17 protein-coding genes are annotated in these 18295 nt (G+C 58.4%); 7 read left to right on the top strand and 10 right to left on the bottom strand.

Annotated features, from left to right (window positions below; translation table 11 throughout):
* Positions 1-7: 7 nt before the first annotated feature.
* Positions 8-604, top strand: a complete 597-nt coding sequence (locus IC231_RS18135; RefSeq protein WP_190785884.1) for a DUF5606 family protein — start codon at positions 8-10, stop codon at positions 602-604.
* A gap of 123 nt (positions 605-727) precedes the next feature.
* Here IC231_RS18135 and fbp read toward each other — a convergent pair whose 3' ends face one another.
* A complete protein-coding gene (gene fbp, locus IC231_RS18140; protein ID WP_185886425.1) occupies positions 728-1744 on the bottom strand; it encodes a class 1 fructose-bisphosphatase in 1017 nt (338 codons plus the stop codon).
* 96 nt (positions 1745-1840) lie between these two features.
* On the opposite strand from fbp, the gene IC231_RS18145 reads away from it, so the two are divergent.
* From IC231_RS18145 to rsgA, 5 genes are all read left to right on the top strand, one after another.
* Positions 1841-3133 carry an aspartate kinase gene (locus IC231_RS18145; protein WP_190785885.1) on the top strand — a complete coding sequence of 431 codons (1293 nt, stop codon included), beginning with the start codon at positions 1841-1843 and terminating at the stop codon, positions 3131-3133.
* Positions 3134-3291: 158 nt separating this feature from the next.
* On the top strand, positions 3292-3756 hold the full coding sequence (locus tag IC231_RS18150; protein WP_190785886.1) for a Fur family transcriptional regulator: 465 nt from the start codon (positions 3292-3294) through the stop codon (positions 3754-3756).
* An 88-nt stretch (positions 3757-3844) separates the two neighbouring features.
* Positions 3845-4477: a peroxiredoxin gene (locus IC231_RS18155; RefSeq protein ID WP_185886428.1), complete on the top strand. Its 633-nt coding sequence runs from the start codon at positions 3845-3847 to the stop codon at positions 4475-4477.
* Positions 4478-4664: 187 nt separating this feature from the next.
* Positions 4665-5915, top strand: coding sequence for a 3-deoxy-D-manno-octulosonic acid transferase (locus IC231_RS18160; protein WP_190785887.1), 1251 nt, complete (start codon positions 4665-4667; stop codon positions 5913-5915).
* Between the two features lie 73 nt (positions 5916-5988).
* Positions 5989-6915: a ribosome small subunit-dependent GTPase A gene (rsgA, locus tag IC231_RS18165; RefSeq protein WP_190785888.1), complete on the top strand. Its 927-nt coding sequence runs from the start codon at positions 5989-5991 to the stop codon at positions 6913-6915.
* Positions 6916-6944: 29 nt separating this feature from the next.
* Here the strand turns inward: rsgA and IC231_RS18170 are convergent, their stop codons facing one another.
* The 3 genes from IC231_RS18170 to IC231_RS18180 all read right to left on the bottom strand — a co-directional run bounded on the left by IC231_RS18170 (position 6945) and on the right by IC231_RS18180 (position 10252).
* Positions 6945-8813: a PAS domain-containing sensor histidine kinase gene (locus tag IC231_RS18170; protein WP_190785889.1), complete on the bottom strand. Its 1869-nt coding sequence runs from the start codon at positions 8811-8813 to the stop codon at positions 6945-6947.
* 101 nt (positions 8814-8914) lie between these two features.
* Entirely contained in the window at positions 8915-9388 is a 474-nt protein-coding gene (locus tag IC231_RS18175; protein WP_190785890.1) for a BLUF domain-containing protein, read from the bottom strand.
* Between the two features lie 219 nt (positions 9389-9607).
* Positions 9608-10252, bottom strand: a complete 645-nt coding sequence (locus IC231_RS18180) for a fasciclin domain-containing protein (RefSeq protein ID WP_190785891.1) — start codon at positions 10250-10252, stop codon at positions 9608-9610.
* 207 nt (positions 10253-10459) lie between these two features.
* Here IC231_RS18180 and IC231_RS18185 point away from each other — a divergent pair, with 207 nt between their 5' ends.
* On the top strand, positions 10460-10921 hold the full coding sequence (locus tag IC231_RS18185; protein WP_190785892.1) for a peptidylprolyl isomerase: 462 nt from the start codon (positions 10460-10462) through the stop codon (positions 10919-10921).
* Between the two features lie 77 nt (positions 10922-10998).
* On the opposite strand, the gene IC231_RS18190 is transcribed toward IC231_RS18185, so the two are convergent.
* From IC231_RS18190 to IC231_RS18215, 6 genes are all read right to left on the bottom strand, one after another.
* Positions 10999-11418, bottom strand: a complete 420-nt coding sequence (locus tag IC231_RS18190; RefSeq protein ID WP_190785893.1) for a hypothetical protein — start codon at positions 11416-11418, stop codon at positions 10999-11001.
* Positions 11419-11529: 111 nt separating this feature from the next.
* On the bottom strand, positions 11530-12132 hold the full coding sequence (locus tag IC231_RS18195; protein WP_190785894.1) for a helix-turn-helix domain-containing protein: 603 nt from the start codon (positions 12130-12132) through the stop codon (positions 11530-11532).
* Between the two features lie 48 nt (positions 12133-12180).
* Positions 12181-13836, bottom strand: coding sequence for a tetratricopeptide repeat protein (locus IC231_RS18200; RefSeq protein WP_190785895.1), 1656 nt, complete (start codon positions 13834-13836; stop codon positions 12181-12183).
* Positions 13833-15131: a hypothetical protein gene (locus IC231_RS18205; RefSeq protein WP_190785896.1), complete on the bottom strand. Its 1299-nt coding sequence runs from the start codon at positions 15129-15131 to the stop codon at positions 13833-13835. The genes IC231_RS18200 and IC231_RS18205 overlap by 4 nt, the downstream gene beginning before the upstream one ends.
* 251 nt (positions 15132-15382) lie before the next feature.
* A complete protein-coding gene (locus tag IC231_RS18210) occupies positions 15383-16939 on the bottom strand; it encodes a sigma 54-interacting transcriptional regulator (RefSeq protein ID WP_190785897.1) in 1557 nt (518 codons plus the stop codon).
* Between the two features lie 137 nt (positions 16940-17076).
* A complete protein-coding gene (locus IC231_RS18215) occupies positions 17077-18183 on the bottom strand; it encodes a vWA domain-containing protein (RefSeq protein WP_190785898.1) in 1107 nt (368 codons plus the stop codon).
* Positions 18184-18295 lie beyond the last annotated feature (112 nt).

Consider the following 18295-nt stretch of genomic DNA (forward strand, 5'->3'; position numbering starts at 1 on the left):
TCTACCTATGCCCTACGACCTGAAGGAAATTGCCGCTATCAGCGGAATGCCCGGTCTGTTCCGTCTCGTAAAGCCAACCCGCGCAGGCGTTATCGTCGAATCCCTGGATGAGCGCGGCACACGCTCTGTAGCTTCGGCCCGCAACAAGGTGTCGCTGCTGCAGGAAATTTCCATCTACACCCAGGACTACGACCAGACGGTGCCGCTGTCGGAGGTGTTCGACCGGATTCACCAGAAGCACGGCACCAGCCTGGCCCTCACGCACAAGTCGGACGACCGGGACCTGACGGCCTTCATGGGTGAAATCATTCCGGACTATGACCGGGACCGGGTGTACATGTCCGACATTAAGAAGCTGGTGCAGTGGTACCACGCCGTAAGCAGCCGCCTTGAGTATCAGGCGCCCGTTACGGAAGAGGCACCCGCTGCCGCTGAAGCCGCTGATACTGAGCCGAAGGCTGTAAAAAAATCTTCTGCTAAGGCCACTTCGGAAGCCGCTGTAGAAGAAAAGCCAAAAGCCAAAAAGAAGACGTCTGCTTCGGATAGCGACAGTGAAACAGCCGCCGAAAAGCCAGCAAAAAAAGCCGCTAAAAAGAAAGAGTAATTTCTTTTTAGTCAGCATAAAAAAGCCCGGATGCTACAGTAGCATCCGGGCTTTTTTTATTAGGCAAACCGGAAACGGAATAAAACCAAATGCGGTAGGCGCTTTCCGTTTTTCCGCTCCGTTTTATTTCGCTTCCACAAACTCTTTCGCCAGAAATTCCTCTGCTTTATTTACTAACTCAGTAGAGCCAATAAATAGCGGGCACCGGTCGTGCATGTCCTGAGGTTCGATTTCCATAGTACGCATGCGGCCGTTGCTGGACTTGCCGCCGGCCTGCTCTACAATAAACGCCAGCGGATTGCACTCGTACATGAGGCGCAGCTTGCCCTTCGGCGACTTCTGCGTGGACGGGTAGATGTAGATGCCGCCTTTAAGCAGGTTGCGATGGAAGTCGGCGACCAGGGAGCCAATGTAGCGGGCCGAGTAGCCCTGTTCCTTGCAATGCGCCACGTAGTCGGCCACACCCGGTGAGAAAGAGGCAGAGCTACCCTCATTCACGGAGTAAACCGTGCCGGTTTTCGGCGACTGAATGTTGGGGTGCGAAAGGAAAAACTCGCCGAGGCTAGGCTCGTAGGTGAATCCGTTTACGCCATTGCCGGTGGTGTACACGAGCATGGTGCTGGAGCCATAAATAACGTAGCCGGCGGCCACCTGGTGCGTGCCTGCCTGTAGGCAATCGGCCATGGTGCCCTCGTTGCCGGTCGGCGACACGCGCCGGTAGATGCTGAAGATGGTGCCGATGGATACGTTTACATCGATGTTGCTGGAGCCGTCGAGCGGGTCGATGGCCACGATGTACTTGCCCTGCACGTTGCCGGTCTGGATAACTTCCTCGTCTTCCTCGCTGATGATGGTGCACACCTCGCCCCCATTGCGCAGCGCCCGGATAAAGCGGATATTGGCAATAACATCCAGCTTCTGCTGGTCTTCGCCCTGCACGTTGCGGTTGCCATAGGCCCCGGCAATATCAATGAGGCCGGAGCGGTTGATTTCGCGGTTCACGATTTTGGCGGCCAGGGCAATGTCGCGGAGTAGCTGAGACAATTCCCCGGTAGCATAGGGAAAATCTTCCTGCTTGCGCATGATGAAACGGTCCAGAGTAGTGCCTACGGGCAGCGCCAGTTTGTCGTGTTGATTCATAAAAGCCTGAGAGAATGAACAGATGGGTGGGAAGCCAAAATTAACCTTTTTCGGGCGTAGTGGCACCAATATCCGTTCGGCGCTACATTTGGCCCCATGCAGGAAGCTTCTCAGTTGAAAGTATACAAGTTCGGCGGTGCCTCGGTGAAAGATGCGGCGGCTATCCGCAACCTCAGCCGTATTGTGCGGGAATATGGGGCCGGTACGCCGCTGCTCATCGTGGTTTCGGCCATGGGCAAAACCACCAATGCCCTCGAAGAACTGTACCAGCTGGCCCACACCGGGCAGGATTTCGGCAGCCAGCTGGCCGCGCTGCGCACGTTTCATCTGGAGGTAGCGGCGGCACTGGAAGTGGCCGATGAGCACACCGCCGACCCGCATGCGCCTACCCTGGCAGCCTTACTGGAGCAGCTCGGCGACCGGCTGGCCACCCTCACTCCCGGCGACTACGACAAGCAGTACGACCAGATAGTGAGCTTTGGAGAGCTGCTGGCGACTCTCATTGTGGCCCGCGCCCTGCACGCCCGGTGGCTCGACTGCCGCCCTCTGATCCGGACCGACCGTACTTGGCGCGAGGGCCGCATCGACTGGCCGACTACGGAGCGGGCCCTCACGGCGGAGGTACTGCCGCTGCTGGCGCAGGGCCCTATCGTCACGCAGGGCTTTGTGGGTGGCACTGCCAGCGGTCAGACGACCACGCTGGGCCGCGAAGGCTCCGACTATACGGCGGCCATTCTGGCCTACTGCCTGGGCGCGGAGTCGGTGACCATCTGGAAGGATGTGGCGGGGCTGCTGAACGCCGACCCCAAATTCTTCCCGGACACGGTGCGCTACCCCGAAATCAGCTACCAGGAAACCATTGAAATGGCCTATTACGGGGCTTCCGTGATTCACCCCAAAACCATTAAGCCGCTGGCCGTGCGCCGGATTCCGCTGCTGGTGAAGTCGTTTCTGGACCCCAGCGCCGAGGGCACCCGCATCCACGACTGCCGGCACGGGCTGCTGGTGCCGGCCTTCATCCGCAAAGACGGGCAGTGCCTCGTGTCGTTTGAGAGCAAGGACCTGACCTTTATTTCGGAAGAAAACCTGGAGGTGATTTTCGGGGCGCTGGCGCAGGTCCGGCTTAAAATAAACCTGATGCAGAACTCGGCCATCAGCTTCTCGGTCTGCACCGATTTTTCCGCTTATCGCCTCGAAAAGCTACTGGCTGTATTGCGTGAGCAGTTCACCATTCACTACAACACGGGGCTGGAGCTGTACACCATCAAAAATTACGATGCCCCGAGTATTCAGCGCCTCACGGAAGGGCGCGAGCTGCTGCTGGAGCAGCGCAGCCGCCAGACGTTTCAGTTTGTGTGCCGGGGCAGCCGCAATAAAGCCGCGAAATAACGGGCAAGCCAGCCGTCCGCCGGTTTTTTCCGGTGGCTTCAGGTCCTGAGTGGCAGCCTGTTTGGGTAGCCGCCCGCCGTAATTTCTGCACCGGCACCGAACAATTTTGCCTCAATGCGCCTTATGGGCATATCTTTGCGGAGAATCATTCTTAGCTAGTGAGCCACTTTTCAGACCATTTGCCGCCCTCGCCGGGCCATTTGCGTGCCCGACTGGCCGAGGCCGGACTGCGGGCTACGCGCCAACGCTTGGTCATTCTGGAAAGCCTGCTGCACCTGCCCGGCCACCCTACGGCCGAGCAGGTACACCGCCGGGTAGTGGGCCAGGAACCCAGCCTGTCGCTGGGTACGGTATACAAGGCGCTGGACTCGTTTGTGGCGGCTGGCCTCACGCGGCGCGTCGCCTCGACGGAAGGCTCCTGCCGCCGCTACGATGCCGACTGCTCCGCCCACCACCACCTGTTCTGCACGGATACGCAGGAAATCATCGACTTCCACGACCCGCAGCTGGACACGCTCATTCAGGAGTTTTTCGCGGTCCGCGGGCTGCAGGGCTTTCAGGCCCAAAGCTTCTCGCTGCACATCACCGGCAATAAGCTCGCCGGTGACGAGCCCCGAAAGTAAGGCCGCCAGACATGCCGGTGCTTTTTCTCCGCTCACCGGTTCTCCATCAACGCATCATCTTTTTTCACTTTCATAAATTCAGTAACTCATGGCAGTTCTCGTAGGTAAGCGTGCCCCCTCGTTCAAAGCTACCGCCGTTATCGACGGCGAATTCGAGGAGGATTTCTCCCTCGACCGGTATCTGGGCAAGAAGCACGTCATCTTCTACTTCTATCCCGCCGACTTCACGTTCGTTTGCCCCACCGAAATTATTTCATTCCAGGAGCGTCTGGCTGATTTTGAAGCCAAAGGCGTGGCCATCGTAGGCTGCTCCACGGACACGCACTTCTCGCACTTTGCCTGGCTGCAGACTCCGCGCGACAACGGCGGCATTGAGGGCGTAACGTATCCGCTGGTAGCGGACGCCACCAAAACCATTGCGGCCAACTACGACGTGCTGGGCGGCCACTACGACTACAACGAGGCCGGCGAAATGACCTTCGTGGGCTCGCCCCTCGCCTACCGCGGCCTGTTCCTCATCGACAAGGACGGCATTGTGCGCCACCAGGTAGTGAACGACGGTCCGCTGGGCCGCAGCATCGACGAAGCCATGCGCATGGTAGACGCGCTGCAGTATTTCGAGGTGAAAGGCGAAGTATGCCCCGCCAACTGGGAAGAAGGCAAGGAAGGCATGTCGGCCACCCGCGAAGGTGTAGCCGACTACCTCGGCAAGCACCACTAAGCCGCATCAGCCCGTGAGTGGGCTGATGCCTCTCAAAAAGCCTCTGCCGGTATGGCAGAGGCTTTTTTATAATAGTCTGAGGAAGACTGTACTTTTGTGCCGTTAACTGAATGATGCATCCCGGAGGGCCGGTGCCGGGTATTTCAGACTCTGCACTCCTCCTTTCATCCGCAACGAAACCGCTCTTTTGCCTTTCCTATATTCCATAGCCCTGCGCCTGTATGCGCTATTGCTGCAGCTGGTAGCCCCTTTTGTGCCGAAAGCGGCCCAGTGGGTGGCCGGCCGGCAGGGGCTGCTGCCTCGCATTCAGGCGGCGCTACGGCACGAAACGGCGCCGCTGGCCTGGTTTCACTGCGCCTCACTGGGCGAGTTTGAGCAGGGCCGCCCCCTAATAGAGGCCTACGCCACGCGCTACCCCCGCCACAAAATCGTGCTAACGTTCTTCTCACCTTCGGGCTATGAAGTGCGCAAAAACTGGCCCGGCGCGGCTTACGTGTTCTACCTGCAGCTTGATACGGCAGCCAACGCGCAGGCCTTTGTAGCGGCGGTGAAGCCCCGGCTGGCGGTATTCGTTAAGTACGAGTTCTGGTACCATTTCCTCACGGAGCTGCAGCGCCGCCAGGTACCTACCATTTGCGTATCGGCTATTTTCCGGCCGGAGCAGGTGTTTTTCCAACCTTGGGGCGGTTTCTTCCGCCAAATTCTGAGCCGCTTCACCCACATCTTCGCCCAGAACAAAAGCTCCGTGGCGCTGCTGCGCGAAGCCGGCATTACCCAGACCAGCGTGGCCGGCGACACCCGTTTTGACACCGTGGTGCGCACGGCCGCTGCCGCGTCCCAGCCGCTGCCCCTCGTCGATGCTTTTACGGAAGACTGGGTGCCGGTTCTTATTATTGGGAGTAGCTGGCCCGAGGATATGCCGATTCTGACGCCGCTGATGCGCCAATACGCCGGCCAGATGCGCTTCATTGTGGCTCCCCACGAAATCAGCGAAACCAACCTGCGCCTCGTGGAAGAAGCCATGCCGGGCCAGGTAGTGCGCTACTCCCGCGCCGACGCGGCCACCGTAGCCGACGCCCGCGTGCTGCTCATCGACAACGTGGGCCTGCTCAGCCAGCTCTACCGGTTCGGGCATTTCGCCTACATCGGGGGGGCGTTTGGCAAAGGCCTGCACAATACGCTGGAAGCCGCTGCTTTTGGCCTGCCACTATTCTTTGGGCCTACCTACGATAAGTTTCAGGAGGCGAAAGACCTGGTAGAAATCGACTGCGCCTTCCCGATAGAGTCGGCGGAAGAGCTGCTGGCGGCATTTGGGCGACTCTTCTACCAGGAAGAGGCCCGCCTCGCCGTGCAGGACCGCAGCCTCGACTATGTGCACGACAACAGCGGCGCCACCGGCCGGATTATGCAATGGGTGGCGTCGCGGGTAGCGGAATGAGCCACCTACTTTCGGCACAGTCTGCTGTCCTTTTCCGTTTTATTCTGACTTCACCTTCTCACGCATTTTCCTCATGACCGGAACCGTTGTAAGATCTACTGGCTCGTGGTACGTGGTGCGCGAAGCGGGCACCGGGCAGCTGCACCACTGCCGGCTGCGGGGCAAGTTCAAAATGAAAGACCTGAAGGTGAGCAACCCGCTGGCCGTTGGCGACCAGGTAGACTTTACGGTGGAAGAGCAGACCGAAGGCGCGGGCGTTATTCACCACATCGAGCCGCGCCGCAACTACATCATCCGCCGGTCGGTGCACAAGAGCGAACATGCCCACATTGTGGCCGCCAACCTCGACCAGGCCATGCTGGTAGTTACGCTGGCCTCGCCGGCCACCTCGTTTGGCTTCATCGACCGGTTTCTGGTGACGGCCGAGGCCTACAGCATTCCGGTTACGCTGCTCTTCAACAAAACCGACCTGTATGACGAAGATCTGGCCGACTACCAGGACCAGATTCTGAAGATGTATGAGCGAATCGGGTACCCGGGCATGCGCTGCTCGGCCCACACGGGCGAAGGCGTAGCCGACATCGACGCGCAGTTGGATAACAAAACCACGCTGCTCTCGGGCCACTCGGGCGTGGGCAAAAGCACGCTCATCAATGCGCTGGTACCCGACCTGGACCTGAAAACGGCCGAAATCAGCCAGTTCTCTGACAAAGGCGTGCACACCACCACCTTCGCCGAGATGCTGGAGGTGCGGCCCGGTACGTTCCTGATTGATACGCCCGGCATCAAGGAACTGGGCCTCGTGGACATGAAGCCCGGCGAGCTGGCCCACTTCTTCCCCGAAATGCGCGCCCTGCTCAACCAGTGCCGCTACCACAACTGCCAGCACCTGCACGAGCCCGGCTGTGCCGTGCGCGAAGCCGTGGACAAAGGCCGCATTGCCCTGCCCCGCTACGACAGCTACGTGAGCATGCAGCAAGCCGACGACAACCGGAAATAACCGGTTCGGCTCCGGCCGCTACGTCAGTTTCACTCCCTCATCCCTAGCGGTGCGGCCCAGAACACGCGGAAAGTAGTGCCTATGCCGGGCGTACTGTCTACTTCTATGTGCCCTCCCTGGCTGGTTACAATCCGCTGCACCAGATACAGCCCTACACCGGTGCCCTCTACCTGCGTATGCTGGCGCGCAAACAGCCGGAAGGCCGGGTTGTGCGGGTCGTCTATGCGCATTCCCAGGCCATTGTCGCGAACTTCCAGCACCGGCTGGCCGTCGTCTGTCAGGTAGTTGCGCAGCAGCACCTGCGGCGGGCGCAGCGGGTGCGCAAACTTCAGCGCATTGCTCACCAGGTTGTGCACCACGGAGCGGAAGTTGGCCCGGCTATAGAGTAGCCCCGGCGCTTCCTGCACGTCTATCTGCACGGATGCTCCCTGGTGCACAATCTGCGGGCGCAGGCCCAGCAGGATTTCTTCCAGCCCCAGGGCCAGGTCCAGTATTTCCACGGGCTCCTGCTGCTGGCGCTGGGTTTGCACGGTAGCAGTCAGGTCGGCCAGTGTACTGTCCAGGTGCGTCAGGGCCGTATCTACCATGCGCAGCATCAGCGCCTGCTCGGGGTCAGTGAACCGGACGGAGCGGCGCAGCTCCTCAAACAGCCCCCGCAGGTTGTGCGTGGGCTGGCGCAGATCGTGGGAGGCCGCGTACACAAACGTGTCGAGGTTGTGGTGGGCGCGGGCCAGTTCGTCGTACTGGGTTTGGAGCACCTGGCGCAGGCGATGCTGCTCTTCCACATCGGAGGCCGCCCCAAACCAGCGGGGGCCGCTGCCGTCGTTGAGGCGCCGTGCCCGGATGGTATGCCAGCGGTACACTCCATCGGCCCGCCGTAGCCGGTATTCGCCCTCAAAATCTTCGCCGCTGGCCACACTCTGCACCCAGCGCCGGGCGGCGGCGGCCTGCTCCTCGGGGTACAGCAGCCCCACCCAGCCCGTGGGGCCCAGCTCTTCGGTGGTCAGGCCACTGTAGCTTTTGGTGTAGTGGTTGTAATACTCCACCAAGCCCTCGGCCGAAGTGGTCCAGACCAGCTCCGGAATACTATCGGCCAGAAAGCGCAGCTCGGCCTCGCCCCGGCGGCGGGCTTCGCTTAGCTCCCGCTGAAGGTGCACTTCGGTCAGGGCGCCGTGCCACGCTACCGGCTGGTCGGGCGGATGCACCTCGGGCAAGGCCCGGCTCAGCATCCAGCGGTATTGCCCGTCGTAGCGGCGCAGGCGGTATTCGTAGTTCCAGCCGGTGCCGGTGCGGCGGGCAGTTTCCGATTCGAAGAGCACCCGCAACCGGTCATCCGGGTGCACCAGCAGCGGCCAGATGGCCGTCAGGTCGGCCGTATCAGGCTGGCCCGTGAAGCGGTACCACTGCGGGCTCACGTACGTTACCTCTCCCTGCGGCGACATGGTGTAGGTAAAGAGCGGCGCTGTTTCGGTCAGTACCCGCAGGCGCGCATCCAGCTGCCGCGTAGTGAGGGCCAGCTCGTGGGCACGCTGGCGGGCAGCTTCCTGCTCGCTCACATCCACGGCCAGCAGCAGCAGCCCGGCCGGCTGGCCGGCCTCGCCGTCGTAGGGGTCCACTACCAGGTCGAAGTGGCGCACGTTCGGGCTGTCGGCTGCCGAGCCGCACGCGCAGGCCCGGGCAGCATACGGAGTGCCCGCCGCAAATACTTTTGGCAGCACCTCCAGCAGTGCCGCAGGCAAAAGGCCGGGTTGCTCGGCCAGGGTACGTCCTTCGGCATTGGTTCCTACCAGCGCCTGCATCTGCTCATTCACGAACCCATAGCGTAGTTCAGGGCCTTCTAAAGTAGCTACTCCGGCCTGAAGCCGACGCAGCAATTGCTCAAAATGGGGGGCTGGCATATGTCGTAATTCGATAAAAGTCCTGGCCTGGGCTAACTAATGGGAGGCCCCGGATAGAGCGGCTATGGCTAAGTGTAAATGCAGGTAAGATGTGCCGACACCTACGCATCCAGCGCTCCGGGCGGGTCGGCATGCCGGTGCTGAAACGGCTGCGTCGGGTCGGGGCCGAACACAGCCAGCTGCACCAGTTGCACCAGCAGCGCATCGGCAATCGTCAGCGAGGACGGGAGTGGCGGCAGCTGATGAGGCAGCAGAAAACCCTCCAGGGCCGCAAAACCGCTCGGTTCCAACGGATGAAACGCCATCGACCAGCTTGGAAAGCTGCGGGCTTCGATGGGGGCGTCCACGAGCTTGCGCACGTGCGAGTGCCGGCCATCGCGGCAGATGCGGTCAAAAAGCGGATCTACCTGCTCGGCAGGGCCCTCAAACAGCTGCGCAATGTTGCCGTGGCTGTAAAACAGGATGCCCGTGATGCCCTGGCGGACATTATCATGCCGGCTCTGGTCCAGCAGCTCCTGCAAATCGGGGTCAGTCATGGGGCGCACGGCCCGGCTCATATATACAATATGCTTCATCAACAACAGAAAAGGCGCTGGCCAGCGCTACGGAACAGCAAATTACCGGAATTGCTCCACTTTAGCCTGTGGCCTCTGCAGGCGGAGATGCCAGCGTAGCAAGGCCGCCCGCGTCTGCAATCCGATGGCAGCCCTACACCACACGGCTGCCGCCACCCTGCAAAAAAAGCCCGGCTGAAACAGCCGGGCTTTTCAACCAATCAGGAAATCAATTCCCGGCTATTGGGCCGAGGGCAGCAGCACGCCGTCAATGACGTGCGTAACTCCGTTGCTGGATACCACGTCGGCGGTTTGCACCGCTACGGGGGCATCCTTGCCATTGCTGATCATCACTTTGCCGTCTTTCACCGACACCGTGATTTTCTGACCATTTACGGTCGTCAGCTGTTGGCCATCTTTCAGGTCCTGGGCCAGCAGGCGGCCCGCAATGACGTGGTAGGTCAGCACGCCTTTGAGCTTATCCTTGCTTTCGGGCTTCAGCAAGCCGGCGAGGGCGCCGTTGGGCAGTTTGTCGAAGGCGGCATTGGTGGGTGCGAATACCGTGAACGGGCCCGGTCCGCTGAGCGTGCCGTCGAGGCCGGCCGCCTGTACGGCTTTCACCAGCGTGCTCACGCTGGGCGCCATTACGGCGTTCTGCACGATGGTTTTGTCCGGCGTCATCGGAATGCCATCTACCAGCACGCCCTCCGACTTGCCCATACGGGCCGAGTCGCTCATCATGGCCGTCGAATCGACGGTAGTGGCCATATCGGTGGTAGTGGTAGTAGTTTCGGTGGTAGCCGAGTCGCCGCAGCTGGCAAGACCGAAGGCAAACACGCCCGCTGAAAGCAGGCTGAAGGAAGCAGAGCGCAGGGTTTTGTTCATGGGATACACGAAGGGTTGGTTGGGAAGTGTGAGAGTTGGAAGCAAACTACCGCGCCACGGACAGCCGGGCGGCGGTAGTGTCTCTACGAAACCCAACTGTTGCCCGGATGTTTGGCCGCGCGCAAATTGGCTACCTTTGGGCCGGCGCCGCATCTGCCGGTTCCGCCGCATCGTACAAATACCCGTTCCATCCGTTTGCAAGCCAACATGAAAACTGCCGAAATCCACACTGCCAAAGGTGTAATGAAAGTGGAGTTCTACGAAAAAGACGCTCCCAACACCGTGAAGAACTTCACCGACCTGGCCCAGAAAGGCTTCTACGACGGCCTGAAGTTTCACCGCGTCATTCCCAACTTCGTGATTCAGGGCGGCTGCCCCAACTCGCGCGACGGCGCTAAAGGCATGGCCGGCACCGGTGGCCCCGGCTACAAAATCGACTGCGAGCTGTCCGGCGACCATCAGTACCATGAGCGTGGCGCCCTGAGCATGGCCCACGCCGGCCGCAACACCGGCGGCAGCCAGTTCTTCATCGTGCACAGCCGCGACAACACCGCCCACCTCGACCGCAACCACACGGTATTCGGCAAGGTGGTAGAAGGCCTCGACGTCATCGACCAGATTCAGGCCAACGACGAAATCCAGAAAATCGTGGTGACGGAGCAGGCGTAAGCCTCCCCGCCCCTACAAACGAAAAGCCCGCTGGTTAGTCCGGCGGGCTTTTTTGTGTTTTACAGATACGCGTGCCGTTAGGTAGTCAGCGAGCTGCGGTGGTTCGTTACCTGCGTTTGGGCATCGGTCAGCACGGCTACCTGTGCCGTCACCTGCTCCCCATCGACGCCGGCCAGGAAGCGAGCGGGGCCGCTGCGGGCGCTGCCACGGTCCAGTAAGTTGTCGCGCCGGTCGTTGGCGCGGCGCAGCTTGGTTTCGTTTAGCTTGCGCAGGGAGGGGGTAATGGCAGGCGAGGCCAGAATAGACGTGTAGGCCGTAATTTCCGCTTCGAGGCCAGCTACCTGCCCGCTTACGTCGGCCTGAGTACGGTCGGCGCGCCGGTCTGCGTAGTCGAGGTTGCTGGTGCGCTGCTGGTAACCATCCAGCTCGGCGGCCAGGTCGTCCAGCACTTCGTCGCAGTCGGCGCGGGTGGTCAATAGTTTTAGATCAAAAGGCATAAACGGTAACGGTTAAATGGTGAGGAATGCCCCAATATAGACGACCAAAACCCTCCCCGATTCTACCTGCGTTATAATTATTTTGGGAAATATCTTCTCGTTTTGAGACGCCTACCCGGCCGCAACGGCCAGCAGTTCGGCCAGCGCGGCGGCTTCGGTTTCGAGGGCTTCGGCGCGCAGCCGCAGCAGGTGCCACTCAGCCGTTTCTGCGGGGGTCAGCTCGGTGGCCAGCTGGTGCAGCCGCGCGCGGGTCGTACGGGCGGCGTTCCAAGCGTGCAGGGCTTCCAGGTCGGAGGCCGGGGGCAGGTTCGTGAAGTCGGCTTCGGGTATGGCGGCCAGCAGCGTAGGCAGCGCCTGTTGCCAGCGGTGGGCATAGTTGGCGCGGGTAGTGTAGGTTCGCAGCTGCCGGCGCAGCCGGCCGGCGTGGTGGCGGCAGTAGTCGAGGCGGGCTTCCAGGGGGCCGGCAGCGGGCGGAGCCACGGTAGCGGCCAGCTCGGTTTCGGAGAGCGGGGCCGGGGCCTCCGGGGGCAGCAGCGCCGCCAGCGGGTTCAGGCGCAGCAGCACCTTGCTGGTAAGCGTGCGGCGGCCGGCTTCGATGTGACCGACTTGAGCGGCAGTGACTCCTAACAAGCCTGCCAACTCTCGCTGCTCAAGACCAAAGTATTTGCGGACCTGGGCCAGGAGCGTAGTTGAAGGAATAGATTGACGAGGCATCAATGTTTGTAGGTCATTTTTATAATCATCAATAATAACCTACAGATTTTAAATAACCTTATCCAGATTGCACCTTTTCAAAGCAGCTAAAGCTATAGGCAAGTTCTGATGGCCATGCAAAGTCATATTATTAACCGCTTTTACAAACCATTCTTTCGCATTAATAGTGTCTTGTTGTTTTTCGTATATTCGGCCTATTTGATAATAAGTGGAACCTATGTCATAAGTATTACCAATTTTCTCAATGTATTTTACCGCCTTATCGTAACACAATAAAGCATCTTTCCATTCCTTTTTTAGTTCGTGTATGAATCCAATATTGTGATAATTAAGTGCATACCCTTCCTCATTACCTGATAAATAACACGCGTACAGACTTATTTGGTAGTACAATAGCGCTTTTTTCAACTTATCTTGCTCCTGATGCATTGTTCCTAATTGATAATAAGTAGCTGACATATCGAATATATTAGACTGCACTTTGTACTCCCTCAATGATTCGTAATAATATTTCAGCGCTTCATCCCAACGGTGTTGCTGCTGATAGACAACTCCTATCTGATGGTATGTATCTCCCTTAGATGACTGGCCATCATCAGTATATTCCTGCAATGACAGTTGAAAGTACTCCAATGCATTAGACCATTTTTTTTGTTCCTGGTATACTCGACCAAGTTGATGATATATACCACTTAAACTATTGTTGTTATTAGTACGCTTATACCACATTGCCGATTTTTCATAGTAATCTATTGACATACTCCAATTGTGCTGCATTTGATAAACTAACCCTAATTGATGCAGGATAGATCCGTAATTGTAATCTGCACTTATAGCATAACACTCTTTATATACTTCTTCTGCCTCTATCAATCTTCCCATACGCAAATACACATCCCCTAGTCTAAACCAAGAATGAGCTATTAATCCATTCGGTTCCCGCAGCCGTTTTTGTAATGCTATAGCTATATGGTAGTATTCTGCGGCTTCCGAATACCTGAATGCTTCTGTCAATTCCTGCGCCAACAAACTCAGGATACCAGTCTTATCCCGAAGCAGGCGTTTCTTGTCGCTACCATCTAGGCTCAGATGATCGTAACGATCCTGTAATTCCTGGATGCGATACTGTCGCTCTGCAATATTGCCGCGCTGAGGCAGGCGTTCCGGTGGTAGCGGAGGCAGGCTTTCCACGGAACGGGCGGTGTGGTCTTCGAAGCGGAAAGAGTACGTTACCCAATGGCACAGGTCGGGGGCCTCCAGCCGGAGCGTCTGGAAGAAGTGGGCATCGCCCCACAGCACCAAGATGTAGGGCACTTTCCGGAACAGTAACTCCCGCTCCAGATTGAGTTGGCGCGTTAGAGCCGAGGCGGCTAGTTGGCCATCTTCGCTTACCAGCAAACTATTTTCGAGGCCGTGAACGTGTACTACGTACGAAACCGGCTTTGACTCCTGGACCTCTTTCGGCAGCTTTTCCTGCAATACCCGCAGTAGCGACACTACCGGGTAGGGCGTGACGTCAAGCGTGTAAAATGTGTACTCCGACAGCCGCTCGGCCATCTGCTTTTCTACCTCGTCGCGCTTGGCCAAGCTGGCGCACTCTACAAAGGCCACCGTAGGCTGGTCGTGGTGGGCCAGCGAGAACACCATTTCTTCGAACATGGTCGACTCCTCCAAGGCAGCAGCGGATGTGGGCGTAGTATTCATTCGAAAATAGGTATGATACCTTCCAACAACGGATTCAGCCGTAAGTGCCCATTGTACTTAAGCAGTACCAACTGAAACAGCATTTCGCGCACCTCCGCATCACCCGGACGCAATTTGTGCAGCCCCAGATTCAGCGTGTCAATATGTTTGGTCGTGAGTAGCTGGTTCATGTCGCTGCCCAGAGCCCGGATGGCCGCCTGCGCTACCTCCAATGAAGCCCGACCGCCCCGAGCCTTCCGAATCACGGCATTCACAATCCGGAGCAGCTGACGCACGCAGCCCCCCGAGCGGCGGACGCATTCATCCAACACGCCGGATTCGAAAAATAAATCGGTGGCAATGCGGCGCTCAATTACTTCTTTAAAACACTCGTCGGCCGGGTTGCCCGGGCCGGCCAGCTTGATCATTGGAATAATCAGGCTATGCGAAAAATTCAGCCCTGGTCCAGCTTCTATTTTGTAGTATGAGTCAATGGGCACTGCCATAATCATGTTCAGCGCCAGCGTTTGGAGCAGATTCGGATTTTGAATAAACAGGTATTCGTACACCTGAAACCGCAATTTCTCTGAGCCATCAATAATAAATAGCACATCCTGCCCCAGCCCTGCCTCGGCCACTGCCTGCCGCATGTCTACCAACGCCGCATTGATTCGGTTGATGATAGCTAAAGGATTCTTACGAATCTCTTCCCTGATTTTAGTAGATGTGGCGTTGTTGGTGGAGAATACCGCTTTGGCCTTTGTCTTCAGCTTAAACAGGCTAAAGAAATTGATGCCCCCTTCCGTCTCCGCTCCTACTTCCACCCCAAAATTATCCTTTAGCTCCTGTTCTACGGTCTGGCTGGATAGAAACTGCCGAGCTAACTCATTAAACTGCGTACGGCTGGCGGGAATGTCGTATTCCTCAATAGCGGATACCAGCTTCAGCAGAATCCACACAAAAATATCCTCCGGCTGCAACGAGCCATATTCCATTTCTTCCTCAATACTCAGGAAGATGGATAGGTAGCGGTCGGGATGGTTGAGGTAAGTGTGGAGGCGCTTGAGTTCCGTGGTTTTGCCACAGCCCCGATGGCCCGAACAGATGATCTTGATGTAGTCGTTAGGTAGTTCCATCAGTCTACCGTCCTCTACTGCCAGCGTAAAGAGAATATCATCCTGGAATTCAGAACCCCGAACTTGGTCCAGATCTACATACAACTGTTGGTCGTCGCCGAACAACTCTGGTTCAAAGCTCGGCTCCGTAACGGCCCGCGCCTGAAACTTATCGATGACGGGGAACTGGTAGACAGACATGTTAAAGCAGGAAAGGGAGCAAATGAAGTTACAAATATCTAAAGTTTATGATCTGGAGTCTGCAAGCAGCCACACACCTAGCTCTTGTAGGTTATATTTATAATATTAAAAAATAACCTACAAGAGCTAGGTGTGATAAAATTCACTCATGTCTATCAAAAACGCCCCGCGCACCTTTCAGTACACGGGGCATTTACTTAGGTCATCAGGCTCCCCTTCTCCCTGAGGAGGGGGGCCGGGGGGTGAGGTCCCTACCGACGGCGGCCGCGCTGGGGCTTCTCGTCTTCGTCGTCCTCGTCGTCATCCTCACCGAAGCTGGGCATGGTGAACATGCTGCTGAGCAGGTCCTTGAACTGGGCACCGGCCGTGAGGCGGTTGCGCGAAATCAGGCTGTACTCGCTCAGGCCGTGGAGCAGGAACTCCATCAGGAAGTAGGTGTGCTCGGGCGTTTCGTTGGGGTGCAGCTCCGTCACGATGTCGCGCAGGCCGGGCACCTGGTCGAGCACGGCGCGGTAGTCTTTGGTGCTGGCATCGTGCAGCATGTCCACGGTGTGGCCCGAGCCGAACCACTCCTGCACCGTTTTGTAGGGCGAGGGGCGGCCTTTGAGCTTCTTGGCTTTGTCGGGGTCGGGGAAGTACTGCAGAAACAGCGTGCGGATGGCTTTGCCCATCAGCTTCTCGGCCACGATGCCGGCTCCCTCCTGCTCGCCCTCGTACACCAGCTCCACCTTGCCCGTTACGGCCGGCACCGCCGAAATGAAATCGCCGACGCGCACGTAGGTTTGCTTCTCGCCGTTGATGAGGGCGCGCCGCTCGGCCCCGGCCACCACCTGCTCGTAGGCCGAGATGGTGAGGCGGGCCGATACGCCGCTCTTGGCATCCACGAACTCCGAGGCGCGGGCCTCCACGGCCACCTGCTCCACCAGGTCATGAATGACTTCGTTGCTGGTCACCATGCCCTTCTGCACGTCTTTGATGCGGGCTTCCTGCTTGGTGATGCGCTTGCCGATTTCGATGCTCTTGGGGTAGTGCGTGATAATCTGGGCGTCGATCCGGTCTTTGAGCGGCGTCACGATGGAGCCCCGGTTGGTGTAATCCTCGGGGTTGGCCGTGAACACAAACTGGATATCGAGCGGCAGCCGCACCTTGAAGCCCCGGATCTGAATGTCGCCTTCCTGCAGAATGTTGAACAACGACACCTGAATGCGGGCCTGCAGATCGGGCAGCTCGTTTATCACGAAAATGCCCCGGTGCGCCCGCGGAATCAGCCCGAAGTGAATTACCCGCTCGTCGCTGTACGGCAGCTTGAGCGTGGCCGCCTTGATGGGGTCGGCGTCGCCGATAAGGTCGGCTACCGATACGTCGGGGGTGGCCAGCTTCTCGGTGTAGCGGTCATTGCGGTGCACCCAGGCCACGGGCGTGTCGTCGCCATGCTCGGCAATCAGGTTTTTGGCGAATACGCTCAGCGGCTGCAGCGGGTCGTCGTTGAGCTCGGAGCCGGCCACTACGGGCATGTACTCATCGAGCAAACCCACTAGTAGGCGGGCAATGCGGGTTTTGGCCTGGCCGCGCAGGCCCAGCAGGTTGATATGGTGGCCGGCCAGAATAGCGCGCTGCAGCTCGGGTATCACGGTTTCCTCGTAGCCGAAGATGCCGGGAAACACGTCTTCTTTGCTTTGCAGCTTGGCAATCAGGTTGTCGCGCAGCTCCTGTTTCACGGAGCGGGATTGATAGCCGGATTTTTTCAGGGCACCAAGGGTAGTGAGTTGCTGGAGTTGGTCGGCGGAGAGAGAGGAATACGAAGGCATACAGTGTAGGGTGCGGGGCTTGCCCCCGCCCGTCGTTGAACGATGTTAAATGAAGTGTCGGGTGCTTGCTACGTGTGCGGAAGGCCGAACGGCGCGGTTCAGCGGGCGGGGACAAGCCCCGCCCCTACCGGCACGAGCTACACGTTTTTGCGTCGGTTGCGCTTGTAATCCTCAAAAATTAGGTGGCCCAGTCCTTTGAGCGAGCTATAGTACGCCTTGCCCTGATTCACTTCCGTGAATTCGTTGACGAACTGCTGCAGATACGGGTCGGAGGCAATCATGAACGTGGTGATGGGCACCTTGAGGCGGCGGGCGGCGGCGGCCAGGTTCAGGGTCTTGTTCACCACCTTGCGGTCGAGGCCGAAGCTGTTTTTGTAGTAGCCGTTGCCTTCTTTCAGGCAGGTAGGCTTGCCGTCCGTAATCATGAAAACCTGCTTGTTGGGCGTTTTGCGCTTGCGCAGCAGGTCCAGGGCCAGCTCCAGGCCGGCCACCGTGTTGGTGTGGTAGGGCCCCACCTGCAGATACGGCAAGTCCTTCACCTCAATCTGCCAGGCATCGTTGCCGAACACCAGCACGTCCAGGAAATCTTTGGGGTACTTCTGCTTCACCAGCTCGGCCAGCGCCATGGCCACCTTCTTGGCCGGCGTGATACGGTCTTCGCCGTACAGAATCATGGAGTGCGAAATGTCAATCATGAGCACGGTGCTGGTCTGACTCTTGTGCTCGTTTTCGCGCACTTCCAGGTCGCCTTCGGTCAGCATGAACTCGCCGGTGCCCAGGCCGTGGTTGAGCTGGGCGTTGCGGATGCTCTCGGTCATGGAAATCTGGTCGAGCGAGTCGCCAAACCGGAATTCGCGCATGTCGGTGCTCTGCTCGTCGCCCTGGCCGGTGTGGGGCGTGCGGTGGTTGCCCTGCCCCGATTTCTTGAGCTTGCCGAAGATTTCCTCCAGAGAGCTTTTGCGGATCTGCTGCTCGCTTTTGGCCGTGATGTTGAACTCGCCTTTTTTCTGCTCGTCTTCATCGATATAGCCCTTCTTTTTGAGGTCTTCGATGAAGTTGCCCATGCCGTACTCATCGTTGGTGAGGCCGTACTGCTTGTCCAGCTCATTCAGCCACGAGAGGGTTTCGCCCACGTCGCCGCTGGTGATGGTGATGAGCTGCATGAATATCTTGAAGAGGGAGTCGAAACCTTTATCGGTCGACTCTTCGGGCACGTAGTCCCGAAAACGAAAGCCTGAGGACATAATGGAGGGGGATGAGCTTTCAGAACAACCACCGGGCGAAGTTGGTTTATGGTTGCTGGTTTTCAGGGGGCCGCTACTGGCAGCCATCTGGCGGTTTCGGCACCTCCTCTCC

The organism is Hymenobacter duratus (assembly GCF_014698995.1).
In the GTDB taxonomy this organism is placed as follows: domain Bacteria; phylum Bacteroidota; class Bacteroidia; order Cytophagales; family Hymenobacteraceae; genus Hymenobacter; species Hymenobacter duratus.